Below are 16,723 nucleotides of genomic sequence, written 5' to 3'. Positions count from 1 at the left end.
AACATATCGGTTCTAGATCGGAGAGACACCGTGACCACAGATTACATTGTAAAAGACATCAACCTTGCCGAGTTTGGTCGCAAGGAATTGGACATCGCAGAAACTGAAATGCCGGGCCTGATGGCGCTGCGCGAAGAATATGGCGAAAGCCAGCCCCTGAAGGGTTCGCGGATCGTTGGATCGCTGCACATGACAATTCAGACCGCCGTGCTGATCGAAACGCTCGTAGCGCTGGGAGCCGATGTGCGCTGGGCATCGTGCAACATCTTCTCGACCCAAGACCACGCGGCGGCAGCGATTGCAGCTGGTGGCACGCCGGTATTTGCGATTAAGGGTCAAACTCTTGAAGAGCATTGGGATTATCTGGACAAATCATTCCTGTTCGAAGATGGCCCGAACCTAATCTTGGACGATGGTGGTGATGCGACACTCTATATCCTTCTGGGCGCCCGTGTTGAGAACGGTGAAACCGGTCTGATTGAAACCCCGACCTCTGAAGAAGAGGTTGCTGTGTTTGCTCAGATCAAGAAGCGTATGGAAGCAAGCCCTGGCTGGTTCACCAAGATGCGCGAACAGATCAAAGGCGTGTCGGAAGAGACGACAACCGGCGTTCACCGTTTGTATGAGCTGGTCAAGAACGGCCAGCTGCCGTTCCCGGCGATCAACGTAAACGACTCGGTGACCAAGTCGAAGTTCGACAACAAGTACGGCTGTAAAGAATCTCTGGTTGATGGCATCCGTCGCGCCACTGACACGATGATGGCTGGTAAGGTTGCTGTTGTTTGTGGTTACGGCGATGTAGGCAAAGGTTCGGCCGCGTCGCTGCGCGGTGCTGGCGCGCGTGTGAAAGTGACCGAGATCGACCCGATTTGCGCGTTGCAAGCCGCGATGGATGGGTTTGAGGTTGTTACACTGGAAGACGCCATCACTGACGCTGACATCTTCATCACCACAACCGGCAACAAAGACGTGATCCGCATCGAACATATGCGCGAGATGAAGGACATGGCGATTGTTGGCAACATCGGCCACTTCGACAACGAAATTCAGGTGGCAAGCCTGAAGAACCACAAGTGGACGAACATCAAAGACCAGGTGGACATGATCGAGATGCCATCAGGCAATCGTCTGATCCTTCTGTCGCAGGGTCGCCTTTTGAACCTTGGAAACGCCACGGGTCACCCGTCCTTCGTAATGTCCGCGTCCTTTACCAACCAAGTGTTGGCTCAGATCGAACTGTGGACCAAGGGCGACGAGTACAACAACGACGTTTACATCCTACCTAAGCATCTGGACGAAAAAGTCGCCCGCTTGCATCTGGACCGGATCGGTGTGAAGCTTTCGAAACTGGACAAAGAGCAGGCAGATTATATCGGTGTCTCAACAGAAGGACCCTTCAAGCCAGAGCACTACCGTTACTGAGGCTTTTCGTACTAAAGACGATATTAAGCGCCGTCCGATATTGCGTTGGGCGGCGCTTACTCTTTTATCAGGCCTGTTTTCCGTCGCTTTCTTTGGGCTGGCTTTCCTGTGGCTGGTCCTGCGGCCTGATGGACCGCTTCCTGACCATTGGAACCCTACGAAGCAGCTTTCTGTTACTGCCCCGGTCACGCTTGTCAGCCGTCTTCAAATGCTGGCCGCGCTGCGTGATGAGGCCGTTTGCCGAAATGTCTTGGATCAGGCAGGTGTCAGGTTCGCACCCATGGATGATCTTGAAGTGGACGAGCACTGCGGCATATCGGGGCGCGGTCGGCTTTCCGGTCTTGTTGCAGCGCGTCTTAACTCAGTCGAGACGCGGTGTGCCACGGCTCTCCGGATGGCGATGTGGGAACATCATGTGATCCAACCCGCAGCGTTGCGGATATTGGGCACGCCGGTAACAGAGATCACCCAAATTGGAAGCTACAATTGCCGGATGATGCGCACCAGCGCAGGTGAAAACGGAAGGTGGAGCAGTCACGCTCAGGCCAACGCCATTGATATCACCGGCGTCCGCCTTGCCGACGGGCGCCGGTTGACCCTTTTGGATGATTGGGACGGCAGTGGACCGGAAGCCGCGTTTCTCCATGAAATCTGGAGGGGATCTTGTGATTGGTTCCGGTTGGTTCTAGGGCCGAACTACAACCGCTTGCATGCCGATCACTTCCATCTGGAGAACACGGGCTGGGGTTACTGTCGTTAGATTTCCAAACCCAGCAGGTACAGAACTATCGCCCTTCGGACCGTACGAAAAATACGAGAAGGCTATCGATGGGCGCACTGCCCCACACCACTAAAAGGCGGCCTTCTTCGAGAGTTCAAGGCGCCCGCCGAACAACTTTCTGAAATATTTCTTTCATTGGCACACACCCGCACAGAGAGCGGCGAACATGCGCTCATAGCATTGAAAACGCGTCATTTTTCGGGATTGCCCACCGTGGCCTGACAACGATAGCGTTTCCGTACATCAGGGCGCTTATGTCTCCCAGGTCATGAATATGCAGCCCTGACATCTATTGAGGAGAAAAGAAATGAAACAACTCACAGCAGTTTCCATGGCTCTATTATGCAGCCTTCCCCTTGCTGCGCAGGCCGAAGACTGGTCTGGGATTTATGGTGGTCTTGAAGCAGGCATCAGCAAGCCCCAATCTGGCTTGGCTGATGGCAACACGACCGTCTATGGCGGGTTCGCTGGCTATAATTTCGACCTTGGCGGCTCAGTCGCTGGTGTCGAACTTGGCTACTCTAACCCCAAGATTGGCCTAAGCTCGGGCGCGCAGCTTGAAAACCAGTTCAAACTGAAAGCACGTTATGGGTTCGGTGTGGGTGACAGCGGCCTTCTTTACGGGACCGCTGGTTACCTACGCAGCAAGGTTTCTACAGGCGGCAATGCTCAGGGTTATCTTGTAGGTGTCGGTTATGATCACAAAATTACCGACAACGTATTTCTGGGCGCAGAGCTAAGCCACAACCGCTATGAAAAAATCGAAGGCGGCGGAGAGGCCGTGTCAAACCAACTTGGCATTCGCGCAGGTTTCACGTTCTAAGTGAACACGTATCGAGCATAGAAAAGGGGGCCCAAAGGCCCCCTTTTTACATCACACGTATGATGTATTCGGGTTTAGCTGGGGATGCGAAGATTTTGACCAGGATAGATCAAGTCAGGATCCTTTAGCATTGGCTTGTTGGCTTCAAAGATCTCTTTGTAGCGTGCGCCATTACCAAGTGTTTTTTCGGCAATCGCCCAAAGCGTATCGCCTTTTGCGACTGTGTGGAATGTTGGTTCGTTTTCAAGGTCGGCCTCAACTTCGGCCACGCCTTCGACGTTGCCAACTGCCAAAATGACCTTTTCGCGATCTTCCGCGCTTAGGTTTTCGCCGCCAGATACGATGACCTTCTCGCCATCCATCTTGATGTCCAAGTCTGAAGTGTCGATCCCAAGATCGGCAACTTCCTTGTTCAACGTATCAGCAGATGCGGTTTCATCGCCCCCACCGAAAAGCGACTTTCCTGCGCCCTTAACAAAACTCCAAAGACCCATAGGTACCTCCAATTTACAAACATGAGTTTCCCAACCATCCTGCGCGATACTGTGGTAAAAACCTAGGGGGAATCCCTGCGCAAACTTTTCCTTTGATGAAATCAGGATTGCGCCTAGTCTCGTCGGCGAATTGAACGTGTGAATGTCATTAACTATGGGAGACCAAAATGGGTAAACGTGACGAGCTGATTGCAAAATATGCAGATGACCTGAAATCGAAATGCGGTATGACGCCGGATATGGACCTTTTGACGAAGGTAACCATCGGCTGTGGCCCTGCGATTTACAACGCGGATGCGTCGACCGTAGCCGCAGGTCAGGACAGCGAGCTTGAGACCGTCAAGGACAACTTCCTGATCAAGAAGCTGGGTCTGGCTGATGGCCCACAGCTTATGGACGCAATCAACGCCGTCATCGAAACCTATGGTCGCAGCGAGCGCAACAAGTATCGCGCCGTTGTCTACTACATGTTGGTCAAGCATTTCGGAAAAGAGTCCGTCTACGGCTGATCCCTAGCGAATTGCTGAAAAGGCGCTGCCAGTTTGGCGGCGCCTTTTTTCATGTGTTGTTGAATGCGGGAAGTCATTTTCTCACCTGGGCGAAAAACCTTTCGAAGGCGTTAACATATTGATTTTGAATTGTTTTGTAGGCGAACAAGAGTTGCAAACCGCAAGCCGCCCCGCTAGGTTCAATTCGAAGGCTAGGACGGCCGGACCCTAAATTTTCAGAGACGCGTGTGGTGCTGGGGAGCACGTGGGGTGGAAAGGAGGGGGACCGAGACGTCGGCCCCTCTTTTTCTTTTTTTAAGCTTTTTCTTAGAACAGAGCTAAGACCAATCCGATCACGGCACAGCCGCCCGCGGCGTAGCCTCCGTCGATCCAGATCAGGTTTTTGTCACGGTCTCCGAACATGATGTTGTTGACCATCCAAGGGACGACGACAAACAACCCAAGACCCAGCCCAGTGACAAACCCTTTGCCCACGGTGTCGATGCCAGCCATTGAAAACATGTGGCGCATCATGCCAGCAACAACGATTGCGCTGATAAACGCGACAATAAAGGGAATCGGAGAATTGTTAGTCGGACGTCCATTGTCATCCACCTCGATCCCGGTCGCCTTAACCCATGGTTTTGCTAGAGCCATATACCAAACTGCGCCAAATGCGTATCCGGCAACCGCTGCAATCAATACCTGCAACATTGATTATTCCTCCTGTTTGATCTTGTGATGAGCGTATTTATGCCATCAAATTTATTTGGTGTCTGACAGAGCGATGATGGTATTCCACTCATCCTCGGTCACGGGCTGTACAGACAGTCGCGAGTTGTTCACCAACACCATATCCGCAAGACGTGGGTCTTCTTTGCACATCGCAAGCGTCACAGGCTTTGCCAAGGACTGGACAGCTTTGATATCAACACAGTCCCATCGCTCATCATCTGTGGTGCTGTCGGGGTGGCTTTCGGCGATAACCTCAACGATACCGACGATCTCTTTTTCCTTCTGAGAGTGGTAGAAGAACCCAAGATCGCCCTTCTTCATGGTTCGCATGTGATTGCGTGCTTGATAGTTGCGTACACCGTCCCATTCTTCGCCGGCGTCACCCTTTTCGACCTGCTGGTCCCAACTCCACGTTGAGACCTCGGATTTGAACAACCAATATGCCATCAGCCCACGACCTTGTTCCACTGCTCCAGACGAACGTTTTCAAACAACCCAGCTTTAGCATATGGATCATTGTTTGCCCAACTTTGCGCCGCGGCCATGTCCTCAACATCAAGGATCAACAGCGAACCGCACATCATCCCGTCGGTGTCCAGAAACGGCCCGGCTTGCATCACGACACCTGATGACTTGATGTGGTCAAGATGAGCCTCACGATTGGCTTTGCGGATTTCAATGGCACCGGGTTTGTCGGTACAGATGAGCGCTACGAGCATGTTATTCCTCCTTGAGTGGGCGAGCGAGAAGCCTTTCGACAGCTTCTTCGATTGTCAGATGGTTTTCCAGTACGGCGACCACCATTGCTGCAATTGGCAGGTCAATATTGTCATTTTTTGCAAGGTTAGAGACTGCTTTGGCTGTCGCCTTGCCTTCTACGGTGGTTCCTTCGGGCAATGTCGCACCCCGGCCAAGTGCGAGCCCATAGGCGAAGTTTCGTGATTTCTCTGAAGAGCATGTCAACGCCAGATCGCCAAACCCAGACAGACCCGCAAGAGTTTCTGGCAAAGCCCCACGTGACAACGCAAAGCGCTGCATCTCTGCGTAGCCGCGTGTCATTAACGCGGCATGTGCGCTCTCGCCAAGCCCCGCCCCGGTCGCAATGCCGCAGGCTATCGCAACCACGTTCTTCAGCGCGCCGCCGATTTCGACCCCTGTCAGATCGGTACTGCGATAGATGCGGATGTTTGCGGTCGAAAGCGCCTCTTGCAAACCCTCTGCATTCTCGGCGGCAAGCGTCAATGCGGTTGGTAGCCCTGCCGCGATATCCACCGCGAAACTCGGTCCCGACAGGATTGCAGGGATCGCATTGGGACAGGTTCGTCTGATTATTTCCGCTGGACCCAAGCCGGTTGAAAGGTCGATTCCCTTGCAACATGCCACAAGCGTCTTACCGTCCAACATGTGCGTATGTTCCGACAAGAAATTCGCCAGACTCTGCATTGGTGTTGCGATCAACAAGATTTGGGCCTTGGCCGCGAGCTCCAAGTCGCTCTGGACTGTCAGGCTGTCTGGAAACGCGAATCCCGCCAGTCGACGGGTGTTCTGGTTTTCAGAGGCCATATCAGACGTGTCACGCCCCCAAAGCGATACAGCGCGTCCGTCACGAGACAGTGATATAGCAAGCGCGGTGCCGAACGCACCGGCACCCAGAACAGAAATCGTCACGCCTTTGCCCCCTTTTTCCCGGACCCAAGCATAGCGGGCGCCTGATTATCCAAAGGCCATCTGGGGCGCGCTTGTAAGCTCATGTCATCGCGATGACCGTCACGAAAAGCCTCGATCCCGGCCCATGCGATCATTGCAGCGTTATCGGTGCACAGCGCTAGTGGTGGAGCAAGAAAGGCCGCCCCTGAATCGGCACATATAGTCTCTAACTTGCCTCGAATCTCAAAATTTGCCGCGACACCTCCGGCAACCGCCAACGTCGGATTTGTTGGGTTAAGCGCCAAGTACTCCACTAAGGCACGACGTGACTTTTCAGCAAGGACATCACGAACGGCAGCTTGAAAACCCGCACACAAATCTGATCGGTCCTGTTGTCGCAATCCGCCATGTTCAGCGACCAGTCGATCGCGCTCCCGAAGGAGGGCGGTCTTCAGTCCAGAAAAACTCATATCGCAACCGGGGCGATCCAGCAGCGGTCTGGGAAACCGAAAGCTCTCGGGGTCACCAAGCTTGGCCTGCGCCTCGACCGCAGGCCCACCGGGCTGGGCAAGTCCCAAAAGCTTGGCTGTTTTGTCGAATGCCTCTCCGGGGGCATCATCAATTGTTCCACCGAGGCGCCTGAATTCATCCGCTCCCTTCACGACCAGAAACTGGCAATGTCCGCCCGAGACAAGCAACATCAGATAGGGAAACTTGGTTTGGTCCGTTAGTCGAGGTGTCAGCGCATGTCCGGCAAGGTGATTGACGCCAATCAACGGCAAGCCAGACCCGGCGGCCAAGCCTTTCGCACACATCACACCAGCAACCACCCCCCCAATCAATCCTGGGCCCGCAGTGACCGCAATACCATCTAGGTCCGAAAGATGCACATTCGCCTGAATTAGAGCCTCTTCAACGCAATGATCAAGCTTTTCTGTATGCGCGCGCGCCGCGATTTCGGGCACAACGCCGCCAAAATCAGCATGAAGCTGTGTCTGGCCTGCGACCACTGACGACAGAATATTGGGTGTCTCACCCGGTATGTGTCGCACGACCGCAGCTGCGGTGTCATCGCAGGAGCTTTCCAGCCCCAAGAGGGTCACAGTTTGGGTCATCACGATACCTGTCCCATCGGGATTGGTTGCGGCAAGGGGTCTGGTCGGGGTAACACCACAGTCAAGACGAGACAATCCCGGCAGGCCTTTGATGTCCACCCAAAAGACTTTGGTGCTTACACGACCCGCCGCAAGCTCGGCCTGCGTTCTTGAGCGCGTTAAGGCGGTCTTGGGCGTGTCAGTGACTGCCATAACCTCACCCGTTATGGAAATCGTGGCAACTGGCGGCACGCCAGATCTGACTGGGTCGGATGGTGTCATCGTTACTTCTGCGCATGCCGTGCGGGGTTCTTTGGGTGGTCGACCAGCTTATTGCGTTGGGCAGCGCACTGCCGAAGCCGTTCGGGCCGCAGGTGGCCTCGTAAGATACCAAGCACCTGATGCGGATCAGTTATTACGCTGGCTGGCTGGTCGGGACGACGTAGGGGCGGTGATATATATGCGAGGCTCGCACATCGCGACCGACCTTTGCGGCCCGTTGAATACCGCTGGAATACCCTGTTCCGAGGTTCAGACCTATAGGCAAGACCAGCTGTCCTTGTCGGCATCAGCGATCCGTATGCTTGAAGGGGAGGACGCCGCGATCCTTCCCCTTTTCTCGGCTCGGTCGGCGCGCTTGGTTGGGCATGCTATTGCGCAGCAGGGTCCGGGCCTCCATGTCATTACGATAAGCGACGCGGTGGCAAACGCATGGCGTGACATCACCGGCGGCACGTCCGAGGTCAGCGCTATGCCAACCGGAGATGCAATGGTCGACAAGATTGTCGCAGCACTTCGGTGTTGAGCCCGCTTGAGCGGGAACAGGTCGCAAGCTAAGCTGATACGGCACTTGTGTCGTATTTTAACAAGAGATTCGAAAGGTTTCGAAATTGGCCAAATCCCGCAAGCCTGCAAAGGACAAGCCAGAGAAGGTTGAAGACGCTGTTGTCATCGATGAAGCAACTGCATCGGAACCCGAAAGCAAAGAAGACGCCGTATCGATGCAAGATGAGGGTTCTCAGGAGGATACTGAGACATCGGAAACCACCCAAACTGACGATGGCGCCGATGAGTCCGAGGACGGTGTTAGTGATAAGGTAGATATGCCTGCAGAAGATGTGGCAGAGCCCGCAGGCGAAGTCGCCGACGCTGATCCTACACCCGCCCTGCCCCCGAAAAGCAGACCGTCTTTCATGCCTATGTTGCTGGGCGGTGCAATCGCGGCGGCACTTGGGTTTGGCGCGGCGCGTTACCCAGATCAGTGGCCGTTCGCAAACGAACCCGTTGTTGATCCTGTCGAAACCAAGCTTAGCGCAATCACCGAACGCCTAACCGGGGTAGAAACCACTACCGCCACGCAGTCGGACACATTGAAAACGATGCAGGCTGACACCGGTCTAGATCATCTGCGCGGCGAGATGAGCGGCGAATTGGACCAGATGCGAACTCAGTTTGAAGCGCTGTCGGGCAAACTGACCGATCTGGAAAATCGTGTTCATACCGTTGAAAAGCTGCCCCAGGGCTCCGGCATGGAGGCTGCAGCGGCAGCCGCTACTGCCTATGAACGGGAATTGCAGCAGATGCGTCAGATGTTGGATGCAGAACTTGCCAAGATTACGGATGCCAAAGACGACGCACAAAACTTGAAGACGGATGCCACAGCAACCGCGAAAGCGGCGGCGGCTCGCGCAGCAATGTCGAGGGTTTTGGCAGCATTGGACACCGGGCGCCCCTATAGTGATGCGCTGTTTGATCTGACCGAGAATGCCGGTGTTACAGCACCAGAGGCCCTAAGTGCATACGCGGAAACTGGCGTTTTGACGCTATCCGCTCTACAGGCAGAATTTCCCGCAGCCGCGCGCGCATCTCTTGATGCGTCTATCCGTGCATCGGTTTCAGACGGCACAATGGACCGTGTAGCCGCATTTTTCCGTACCCAGTTGGGAACGCGATCGCTGGAACCCAAGGAAGGCAACGACCCCGACGCCATCCTGTCGCGCGCCGAGGCTGCGTTGAAGGATGGACGTCTTGATGCCGTCTTGAACGAACTTGACGCCATGCCAGAGGCTGGCAAGCCGGCACTGAAAACATGGATGGCGCAAGCCAAGGCGCGGATGGATGCGCTTAATGCCGGGCAGACCCTGGCCCAGCAAGTGAACAGCAAGTAAGGACGCGCCGATGCTTTGGTCTCTTTTTAAGATTATTCTTTTCGTCGCTGTGATCGCGTTGTTGACGCTTGGTGCAGGTCAACTGATGGAAACCAGCGGCGGTATTCGCATCGCCATCGGCTCGACCGAGTTGAATTTGCAACCTCTGCAGGCAGTCATTGTCGGTGTCCTTTTGGTTCTGGCCATTTGGGTGGCAATCGTGCTGATAGGCTTGCTGATTGCATTCATCCGATTTGTGAACGGCGATGAGACGGCGATCTCGCGTTACTTCGATCGCTCGCGTGAGCGGAAAGGCTACGAGGCGTTGGCGGAAGGTATGATCGCCCTTGCCTCTGGTGAAGGGTCGACTGCGATGTCAAAAGCCAGTCGCGCCGAGAAGTATCTTCGCAGGCCTGAGCTGACCAACCTGCTAACCGCTCAAGCGGCCGAGATGTCTGGGGACAAGCGCAAAGCAAACGAGGTTTATCGCCGTTTGCTGCGTGACGAGCGCACCCAGTTTGTAGGCGTGCGTGGCATCATGAAACAAAAACTTGCCGAAGGGGATACCGAGACGGCAATGAAGTTGGCGCAAAAAGCTTTCGCCTTAAAACCACGGCATACCGAAACGCAGGATGTTCTGTTGGGCTTGCAGGCCCGTGATAGTGACTGGTCCGGTGCGCGTAAGACACTTGGTGCAAAGTTGAAATATGGCGCTTTACCTCGTGATGTTCATAAACGGCGCGACGCGGTTCTTGCCTTGTCTGAAGCCAAGGGCATTTTGAACGATGGCAATGATATTAAGGCCCGCGAAGCAGCGATCGAGGCAAATCGACTATCACCAGATTTGGTGCCAGCCGCTGTCATGGCTGCGCGCAGCTACATAGAGGATGGCAAACCCCGCTATGCGACTCGCGTGTTGACCAAAGCTTGGAGCGCGCAACCTCATCCCGAGCTGGCCGCAGCTTTCGCAGATATTGTACCGGATGAAACACCGACCGAACGCTTGAAACGGTTCCGTGCTCTGACCAAGCATCATGAGGGCGAGCCGGAAACACAAATGTTGAAGACCGAGTTGAATATCGCTGCTGAAGATTTCGCCAGTGCCCGCAAAGCGCTTGGATTCCTGCCAGACGATATCCCCAGCCAACGAGCTCTGACGCTTCTGGCAGCCATTGAACGTGGTGAGGGGGCTGACGATCAAACGGTACGCGCCCTTCTGGCACGCGCTGTAACCGCCCCTCGTGGTCCACAATGGGTATGTGATAACTGCAACTATGTGCACGAGGCGTGGACGCCGATCTGCGAGGCATGCAAGGGGTTCGACACACTCGCATGGAAGCCCGCGCCTGAAACCGAAAGCACGATGCAGGGGAGCGCTGGAATGCTGCCGATGATCGTCGGGGGCGCCGAAGAGATCAGTGAAGATGGAGGTGCACCTGACCAAGACGAGGCACCCGATGCTGAGGTCTTGGATGCTGAGGTTGTACAGTTGGATGCCGACGACACGCGCGAAGCCCCTGCGCCCACTTCTTAACAAGCCAAGCCGCTGCTACAGGTCAAATTCGGGTGCGAATTTCACTTGCACCGCTTCTGACTGACGTCTAAAAACTCGGACGCCGATGTGGTCACCAACTCGACAACGGTGCGCAAGCTGCCTCAATAGCTCAGCTGGTAGAGCAGGTCCTTCGTAAGGACAAGGTCGGGGGTTCGAGTCCCTCTTGAGGCACCACTCTCACTGCACACTTTATCTACACTCAGAGCCATCCGGATCTTTGTTGTTCGACGTGATTGCGTGGTCTGGCCGGGCGCTTCACCCCTAAACCCGTTGGCTCCTCATACCCCGCACCAACAAATAGCCCCTTCGAATGGGCGCTCGATATCCTAACACGACCTAAAACCTGATCGTTATTTGCCACTTCTGTTCGTGCGAGATAGACAGACAAAGACTGGTACTTGGTAAATGAGAGAGCAAATGCGTGGGTTTCTAATTGCAATCGCGGCAGCAGTGGCATTGGCGTCCTGCACAACCGGGACAACCGGCACTGGTGGCGGTGTCAATGTGTATCGTATATCGTCGGGAAAAACCTCGAAAATTCAGTATCGTATGCTGGATAGCATCAACTCGTTGCGTCAGGCTTCGGGCGCTGGACAGGTACAGCTAAATTCTCAGTTAACCGCAGCCGCAAAAACTCATGCACGCGACATGTCTGTGCAGAATCGCCCCTGGCACTTTGGGTCAGATGGATCATCACCAATCGATCGCGCGCGTCGGGCCGGTTATCAGGGTATTTTCATGGGCGAGAATATCTCTGAAACATTTGAGACCGAACTTCAAACCCTCTCGGCTTGGATGAATCAACCAGATACTCGGCGCACCATCCTTGACCCGCGTGCACGTAACATCGGCTTTTCCTGGTTCCAGGAAAAAAGTGGCAAAATTTGGTGGGTGCTTGAAACAGGTGCCTAACGGGCAATCCTCATGGATTGATGTCGATCACAGTGCCCAGCCGAACCATCGTGAAAATTTCGCGCATTTCGCGGTTACTGACTGATATACAACCAGCGGTCCAATCGGGTCCATCTCGGTCCTGAGCACGTCGTCCGCCGTGAATGAAGATCTGCCCACCCGGCTTACGACCGGCGGCGGCGGCGGCCTCGACGTTTTGTCGGTTCGGATATGAAATGCCAATCGACAAATAGAATGCACTTTTCGGATTGCGGCGATCAATCACATATCGCCCCTCCGGTGTTTTGCCGTCGCCTTCGAACTCCTTGGCGCCCTCAGGGGCAAAACCAAGGTCAATTCGGTAGCTTTTCAAGATCTCGGTGCCATGCATAAGGTACATCTTTCGCGCACCTTTGTTCACGATGATCTGCGTTACCTCGGGCCCGTCATATTGGTATCGTTTCGGGCCGCATGAAGCCATGAAGACCAAAGACAGAATGGCAAGGATCGTTGTCAGGGATTTCATCAGAAGTCACACACTGCTCTGTTTTGGATTCTGTTTTTCCGCCATCGTAGTTGAGTGCGGCAACAAAACAAGCCAAATTGGCCTGCTATCGCGCTATCGGCGAAACTGATCCCTTTGTCATGATTTGGTAAAGCTGCCGACTTGTTCAATGTGGGTGGACCAGCGGAACTGATCGACCACCTGCACCCAATTCAGATCATATCCAGCATCACACAGCGCCTTGGCGTCTCGTGCAAACGTCACCGCATTACATGACACCATCGCGATCCGCGCAACATCAGATGCTGCTAGTGTTTCTATCTGCGCTGCAGCGCCAGCACGGGGCGGGTCAATGACCGCTGCATCAAAACGGGCCAAATCCTCTTCCATAAGCGGGTTGCGAAACAGGTCGCGCACCTCGGTGGTGACATGCTTTAGCCCCCGCGAATTTCGCCAAGCCAACGCCAGTGCATCCAACATCTCACCTGCGCCTTCAACGGCATGAATCTCGGCAGTCTGTGCCAGCGGCAAAGCAAATGTCCCGCAGCCAGCAAACAAGTCCACAACTTGTTTTGCATCGCCGACAATGTCGGACACGGCCGTTAGCAAAGCATTCTCACCTTCCCGCGTGGCCTGCAAAAAAGAGCCTGAGGGTGGGACAACAGACACCGCCCCAAACCTCTGAACCGGGGGCGTTTCGACCGCGATCACTTCGCCGTTCCAAGCCAAACGAGCGAACCCAAATTTATGCAACGCTTGGGCTAGGTTAGTCTCTAACTCGCGGTTAAGCGGCTTTCCATTTGAAACGGTGACATCCAGCCCTGCCGTGGATTGAACCACATTGATGGACAGCTCTCCTTTTCGCGACGCTCCAATTTGCGCCAATTCCGATAGGGCAGGTAACCCAGCCAAAATATCAGGATGCAGCAACCGACACCCATCAACGGCGGTGATCGCGTCCGACTTACGCCCATGAAACCCAATAACCGCGCCTTTCTTGCCCCGCCGCGCAGAAAGGACAGCACGACGGCGAGATTGCGCAGGCGAGGTTTGTGTGGCGCGAAACTCCGGCGCCAAACCGTGTGCTGCCAGAGCGGCTCGTACTACGTCGGTCTTCCAATCTTTGACAAACCCATCCGAAGCATGAAGAAGCGAACAACCCCCACAGGAATTATAGTGCCTGCACGGGGCCTTCACCCGATCTGGCGACGGCCTGACAATCCAGGGCGCAGCAATCCGACCTTCAACCACATCACCGGCAATTTCTTCCCCCGGCAAACACCGCGCAGCATAGATAGGGCCAGGTGCAATCCCATCCCCAAGGTGCCCAAGACGCTCGATGACGTAGGTTTCGGTCATGCTAGCAGCTCCTCTCGGCTCAGGCGGAATCCTGACGAGATCCAATCTCCTTCAAGTCGTCGCAGCTCCTCGCCCAGCGCAGGCCCCGAATACTTGCTCATCAGATCGGAAGGTCGGACGGGAAACACAGCGGAGGTCCCAATTTCGACATCTGCGTCAACCGATATGTCTAGGTCAGTGCCCGCCAGAGTCGCACGAAGTAGCAAAACATCGATCGCGACGTCTCGCCCATGCCGGTAGGCCAACTCCCCCGCTTCTCTCTGTGACCCAATTTCGTCGCGCAACAACGAAAGCGCTGCGCCCTGACGTTTCGACAATCGAAGGCGGGCCGCGACATCTTCGCCGCCCAGGACAGCCAACCTGCGGATCGCATCGGGGGACCGACCGGCCTCAAGATGAACAAGTACAGAAAGGAAGGATGGATCCGCACCCGGCAAAACCGCAGACAAGACCCCGCTTTGTGCCATAGTGGCAACTGCCGTTGACGGATCCGGCGCGGATAGGAGCTTTACAATTTCGGCACCGACCCGCTCCCGCGACAAAGTCTCTAATCCACCTATATTTGACGAAACAGCCGCGAGTCCTTCGGGATCAATTCCCGCAGCAGGGTCACCGTACCAAGCATGAAATCGAAAGAACCTCAGCGTCCTAAGATAATCTTCTCGTATCCGCTCATCCGCGCTCTCGATAAATCGCACCCGGCGGGCCAGAAGGTCTGGTAGCCCCCCCAAAGGATCAACCACGTCACCCGCAGGTGTTGCATAAAGCGCGTTCATAGTGAAATCCCGCCGCCGCGCGTCATCCGAAAGGCTGTCCGAAAAGGCAACGACAGCGCGGCGCCCATCGGTCTCAACGTCCTTGCGAAAACTTGTCACTTCCAGGCCTTCGCCATGGGCCACAACGGTAATCGTCCCATGATCAATACCGGTGGGGACAGTTCGCAGCCCGGCATCTGCGGCGGCCTTTATTATTTGATCGGGTCGGGCGTTTGTCGACAAGTCGAGATCCGAGATCGACATCCCCAATAGATCGTTTCGTACGCAACCGCCTACAAAATACACCTCGTACCCCGCACTTTGCAGGGCCGAACACACAGACCGGGCCGCTTTGCCCTTAATCCACTCGCCATTGACCCTGTTCACTGCGGCATCCTTTCGGCAAAGGCGCGCAACATACGCGCAGTCGCACCCCAAATGTAGTACGGCCCATATGGCACCGTCTCATACATCCGCATCTGCCCTTGCCAATATCGCCCTTGTTGGCTGAATTTGGCAAGGTTAGTCACATGATCTAGGGGAACAAGGAACACCTCATCAACTTCACCCGTCTCGGCAATAATATCAAAATCTTCCCCGATAAGGCCCACAACCGGCACAACTGAAAAACCAGTGACCGTCTCGTGCGGCGGCAACTGTCCCAAGATCTGCACGATATTCGACGGCAATCCGATCTCTTCATGTGCCTCCCGAAGCGCTGTTGCATCGGCGCTAATGTCACCTTTGTCGGCCTTCCCCCCGGGAAACGCGATCTGACCTGGATGATGCTTCAACGCCGAGGACCGCTTGGTCAGGATCACCTGCAGCTGACCGTCCCTGAAGATCAGAGGCACCAGCACCGCAGCTGGCCTTAACCCAGACGGCTTTACACGCCGTAAATCCTGATGAAGGTCAAAATCTGAGCTTCCCTCACCCGGCAAGGCAAGGGCAGTTTCAATGATTTCAAGCCGGTCAGTCACCCGCGCGATCCGAACCCACTGCATCCTTACCCAACGTCGCCGGGTCGAGGTCATAATGGGCACCGCAAAACTGACAATCCGCCGTCACGCGACCTTCGTCGGTCGTCATGTGACCAAGGTCACGGGCGGAATAGATCGACAAGCTTTCGCGTACACGCTCCTCTGAACATGGGCAGCCAAAGGCGACCGGCTGGGCGTCAAAAACACGCGGCGCTTCTTCGTGGAATAGGCGTACAAGCAATTCTGTCGGCTGAACAGACGGCCCCACCAGCTCCAATTCTTCGACGGAGTCCAAGAGAATGTTCACCCGGTTCCAGTTTTCCGCATCGTCACCATCAAGCAAATCCCGAGGCGCCAACAAGCCGCCATCGCCTGAACCACCTTCACCCGTCACTTGTGGGGAAGCCTTGGGCATATGTTGCAACATGATCCCACCGGCGCGCCAAGTTTCTTCCCCACCGGCCCATGTGGACTTTCCAAATGTCAGGTGGAAGCGCGTCGGCAGCTGTTCAGATTGTGCGAAATACGCCTTTGCGCAATCGGCCAGAGATTGGCCAGCAATCGGAGTAATTCCGGTATAGGGCTGCTGCTTGCTTCCCTGGTGGATCAGAATGGCGAATTGCCCCTTGCCGATTTGCGGAAATCCGGGCCCATCAGGGTCCAACCGATCTTCGTCAAAACTGGCATATGCCCGTATGGTTGCTGGCTCGCCCTCGCTGGCGGGGGCATAGTAATCCGTCGCGATCAACCGAGCGGGGCCATCACCACGAATTTGAAGCGACAACTTCCAGTTCATCTTGATGGTCTGCCCAATCATCGCGGTCAGCATTGCGGCTTCTGCCACCAACGCTTCAATCGCGGGCGGGTATTTGTGCTGAGACAGGATCGTGTCCAACGTGCCATCCAGCCGAAGCACCCGGCCTCGAATATCACTATGGTCTAGTTGAAATGGCAGGATGGTATCATCCCAGGCTATTTGATTTCCGGTCGTCATGGGGTTTCCTATCAGCGTTCAGCTTGGCATACCGCGTCTATATGGTAGCGGCA

The 16,723-nt window shown here is 55.1% G+C and carries 19 protein-coding genes and 1 tRNA gene; 9 read left to right on the top strand and 11 right to left on the bottom strand.

Features of this window, described 5'->3' with window-relative positions; translation table 11 throughout:
* Positions 1-30: 30 nt before the first annotated feature.
* The 3 genes from ahcY (at position 31) to V6N04_RS10935 (ending at position 3,026) form a co-directional block, all read left to right on the top strand.
* Complete coding sequence (ahcY, locus tag V6N04_RS10945; RefSeq protein WP_371170201.1) at positions 31-1,422, top strand: adenosylhomocysteinase; 1,392 nt, start codon at positions 31-33, stop codon at positions 1,420-1,422.
* Positions 1,376-2,182, top strand: a complete 807-nt coding sequence (locus V6N04_RS10940) for an extensin-like domain-containing protein (protein WP_371170200.1) — start codon at positions 1,376-1,378, stop codon at positions 2,180-2,182. Before ahcY ends, V6N04_RS10940 begins: the two co-directional genes overlap by 47 nt.
* Before the next feature lie 328 nt (positions 2,183-2,510).
* Entirely contained in the window at positions 2,511-3,026 is a 516-nt protein-coding gene (locus V6N04_RS10935) for an outer membrane beta-barrel protein (protein ID WP_371170199.1), read from the top strand.
* 74 nt (positions 3,027-3,100) lie between these two features.
* Here V6N04_RS10935 and lysM read toward each other — a convergent pair whose 3' ends face one another.
* A complete protein-coding gene (lysM, locus tag V6N04_RS10930) occupies positions 3,101-3,520 on the bottom strand; it encodes a peptidoglycan-binding protein LysM (RefSeq protein WP_371170198.1) in 420 nt (139 codons plus the stop codon).
* 167 nt (positions 3,521-3,687) lie between these two features.
* Between lysM and V6N04_RS10925 the strand changes: the two genes are divergently transcribed.
* Entirely contained in the window at positions 3,688-4,029 is a 342-nt protein-coding gene (locus V6N04_RS10925; RefSeq protein ID WP_371170197.1) for a DUF2853 family protein, read from the top strand.
* Between the two features lie 306 nt (positions 4,030-4,335).
* Here the strand turns inward: V6N04_RS10925 and V6N04_RS10920 are convergent, their stop codons facing one another.
* The 5 genes from V6N04_RS10920 to tsaD are packed head-to-tail and all read right to left on the bottom strand — an operon-like array spanning position 4,336 to position 7,505.
* Positions 4,336-4,722, bottom strand: coding sequence for a DUF1761 domain-containing protein (locus V6N04_RS10920; RefSeq protein WP_371170196.1), 387 nt, complete (start codon positions 4,720-4,722; stop codon positions 4,336-4,338).
* A 51-nt stretch (positions 4,723-4,773) separates the two neighbouring features.
* Positions 4,774-5,190: an EVE domain-containing protein gene (locus V6N04_RS10915; RefSeq protein WP_371170195.1), complete on the bottom strand. Its 417-nt coding sequence runs from the start codon at positions 5,188-5,190 to the stop codon at positions 4,774-4,776.
* Positions 5,190-5,462 carry a YciI family protein gene (locus tag V6N04_RS10910; RefSeq protein WP_371170194.1) on the bottom strand — a complete coding sequence of 91 codons (273 nt, stop codon included), beginning with the start codon at positions 5,460-5,462 and terminating at the stop codon, positions 5,190-5,192. The genes V6N04_RS10915 and V6N04_RS10910 overlap by 1 nt, the downstream gene beginning before the upstream one ends.
* A gap of 1 nt (position 5,463) precedes the next feature.
* Positions 5,464-6,411, bottom strand: a complete 948-nt coding sequence (locus V6N04_RS10905; RefSeq protein WP_371170193.1) for an NAD(P)H-dependent glycerol-3-phosphate dehydrogenase — start codon at positions 6,409-6,411, stop codon at positions 5,464-5,466.
* Positions 6,408-7,505 carry a tRNA (adenosine(37)-N6)-threonylcarbamoyltransferase complex transferase subunit TsaD gene (tsaD, locus tag V6N04_RS10900; protein WP_371170296.1) on the bottom strand — a complete coding sequence of 366 codons (1,098 nt, stop codon included), beginning with the start codon at positions 7,503-7,505 and terminating at the stop codon, positions 6,408-6,410. Before tsaD ends, V6N04_RS10905 begins: the two co-directional genes overlap by 4 nt.
* Positions 7,506-7,686: 181 nt before the next feature.
* Between tsaD and V6N04_RS10895 the strand changes: the two genes are divergently transcribed.
* From V6N04_RS10895 to dalA, 5 genes are all read left to right on the top strand, one after another.
* On the top strand, positions 7,687-8,289 hold the full coding sequence (locus V6N04_RS10895) for a uroporphyrinogen-III synthase (RefSeq protein WP_371170192.1): 603 nt from the start codon (positions 7,687-7,689) through the stop codon (positions 8,287-8,289).
* A gap of 85 nt (positions 8,290-8,374) precedes the next feature.
* Positions 8,375-9,652 carry a hypothetical protein gene (locus V6N04_RS10890; protein ID WP_371170191.1) on the top strand — a complete coding sequence of 426 codons (1,278 nt, stop codon included), beginning with the start codon at positions 8,375-8,377 and terminating at the stop codon, positions 9,650-9,652.
* A gap of 10 nt (positions 9,653-9,662) precedes the next feature.
* Complete coding sequence (locus V6N04_RS10885) at positions 9,663-11,165, top strand: heme biosynthesis protein HemY (RefSeq protein WP_371170190.1); 1,503 nt, start codon at positions 9,663-9,665, stop codon at positions 11,163-11,165.
* A 119-nt stretch (positions 11,166-11,284) separates the two neighbouring features.
* A tRNA-Thr gene (locus V6N04_RS10880) sits at positions 11,285-11,360 on the top strand.
* 243 nt (positions 11,361-11,603) lie between these two features.
* A complete protein-coding gene (gene dalA / locus V6N04_RS10875) occupies positions 11,604-12,098 on the top strand; it encodes a divisome-associated lipoprotein DalA (RefSeq protein WP_371170189.1) in 495 nt (164 codons plus the stop codon).
* 10 nt (positions 12,099-12,108) lie between these two features.
* Here dalA and V6N04_RS10870 read toward each other — a convergent pair whose 3' ends face one another.
* The 5 genes from V6N04_RS10870 to hslO form a co-directional block, all read right to left on the bottom strand.
* Complete coding sequence (locus V6N04_RS10870) at positions 12,109-12,603, bottom strand: L,D-transpeptidase family protein (protein ID WP_371170188.1); 495 nt, start codon at positions 12,601-12,603, stop codon at positions 12,109-12,111.
* Positions 12,604-12,720: 117 nt separating this feature from the next.
* On the bottom strand, positions 12,721-13,941 hold the full coding sequence (locus V6N04_RS10865; RefSeq protein WP_371170187.1) for a class I SAM-dependent RNA methyltransferase: 1,221 nt from the start codon (positions 13,939-13,941) through the stop codon (positions 12,721-12,723).
* Positions 13,938-15,083 (bottom strand): CCA tRNA nucleotidyltransferase, encoded by a 1,146-nt coding sequence (locus V6N04_RS10860; RefSeq protein WP_371170186.1) that lies wholly within the window; start codon positions 15,081-15,083, stop codon positions 13,938-13,940. The genes V6N04_RS10865 and V6N04_RS10860 overlap by 4 nt, the downstream gene beginning before the upstream one ends.
* Positions 15,080-15,700: a CoA pyrophosphatase gene (locus tag V6N04_RS10855; protein ID WP_371170185.1), complete on the bottom strand. Its 621-nt coding sequence runs from the start codon at positions 15,698-15,700 to the stop codon at positions 15,080-15,082. Before V6N04_RS10855 ends, V6N04_RS10860 begins: the two co-directional genes overlap by 4 nt.
* Complete coding sequence (gene hslO, locus V6N04_RS10850) at positions 15,669-16,670, bottom strand: Hsp33 family molecular chaperone HslO (RefSeq protein WP_371170184.1); 1,002 nt, start codon at positions 16,668-16,670, stop codon at positions 15,669-15,671. Before hslO ends, V6N04_RS10855 begins: the two co-directional genes overlap by 32 nt.
* Positions 16,671-16,723: the final 53 nt, after the last annotated feature.

This window comes from Aliiroseovarius conchicola (assembly GCF_041403445.1).
In the GTDB taxonomy this organism is placed as follows: domain Bacteria; phylum Pseudomonadota; class Alphaproteobacteria; order Rhodobacterales; family Rhodobacteraceae; genus Aliiroseovarius; species Aliiroseovarius conchicola.
Note: the sequence above shows the minus strand (reverse complement) of the source record. Positions and strands in the feature narration are given on the sequence as shown.

What these genes read in the sequence shown, in the direction of transcription:
- V6N04_RS10935 (WP_371170199.1), top strand. Translation starts at nt 2,511, where the DNA reads ATGAAACAACTCACAGCAGTTTCCATGGCTCTATTATGCAGCCTTCCC.
- lysM (WP_371170198.1), bottom strand. Translation starts at nt 3,520, where the DNA reads ATGGGTCTTTGGAGTTTTGTTAAGGGCGCAGGAAAGTCGCTTTTCGGT.
- V6N04_RS10925 (WP_371170197.1), top strand. Translation starts at nt 3,688, where the DNA reads ATGGGTAAACGTGACGAGCTGATTGCAAAATATGCAGATGACCTGAAA.
- V6N04_RS10920 (WP_371170196.1), bottom strand. Translation starts at nt 4,722, where the DNA reads ATGTTGCAGGTATTGATTGCAGCGGTTGCCGGATACGCATTTGGCGCA.
- V6N04_RS10915 (WP_371170195.1), bottom strand. Translation starts at nt 5,190, where the DNA reads ATGGCATATTGGTTGTTCAAATCCGAGGTCTCAACGTGGAGTTGGGAC.
- V6N04_RS10910 (WP_371170194.1), bottom strand. Translation starts at nt 5,462, where the DNA reads ATGCTCGTAGCGCTCATCTGTACCGACAAACCCGGTGCCATTGAAATC.
- tsaD (WP_371170296.1), bottom strand. Translation starts at nt 7,505, where the DNA reads ATGACCCAAACTGTGACCCTCTTGGGGCTGGAAAGCTCCTGCGATGAC.
- V6N04_RS10885 (WP_371170190.1), top strand. Translation starts at nt 9,663, where the DNA reads ATGCTTTGGTCTCTTTTTAAGATTATTCTTTTCGTCGCTGTGATCGCG.
- dalA (WP_371170189.1), top strand. Translation starts at nt 11,604, where the DNA reads ATGCGTGGGTTTCTAATTGCAATCGCGGCAGCAGTGGCATTGGCGTCC.
- V6N04_RS10870 (WP_371170188.1), bottom strand. Translation starts at nt 12,603, where the DNA reads ATGAAATCCCTGACAACGATCCTTGCCATTCTGTCTTTGGTCTTCATG.
- V6N04_RS10865 (WP_371170187.1), bottom strand. Translation starts at nt 13,941, where the DNA reads ATGACCGAAACCTACGTCATCGAGCGTCTTGGGCACCTTGGGGATGGG.
- V6N04_RS10855 (WP_371170185.1), bottom strand. Translation starts at nt 15,700, where the DNA reads ATGCAGTGGGTTCGGATCGCGCGGGTGACTGACCGGCTTGAAATCATT.
- hslO (WP_371170184.1), bottom strand. Translation starts at nt 16,670, where the DNA reads ATGACGACCGGAAATCAAATAGCCTGGGATGATACCATCCTGCCATTT.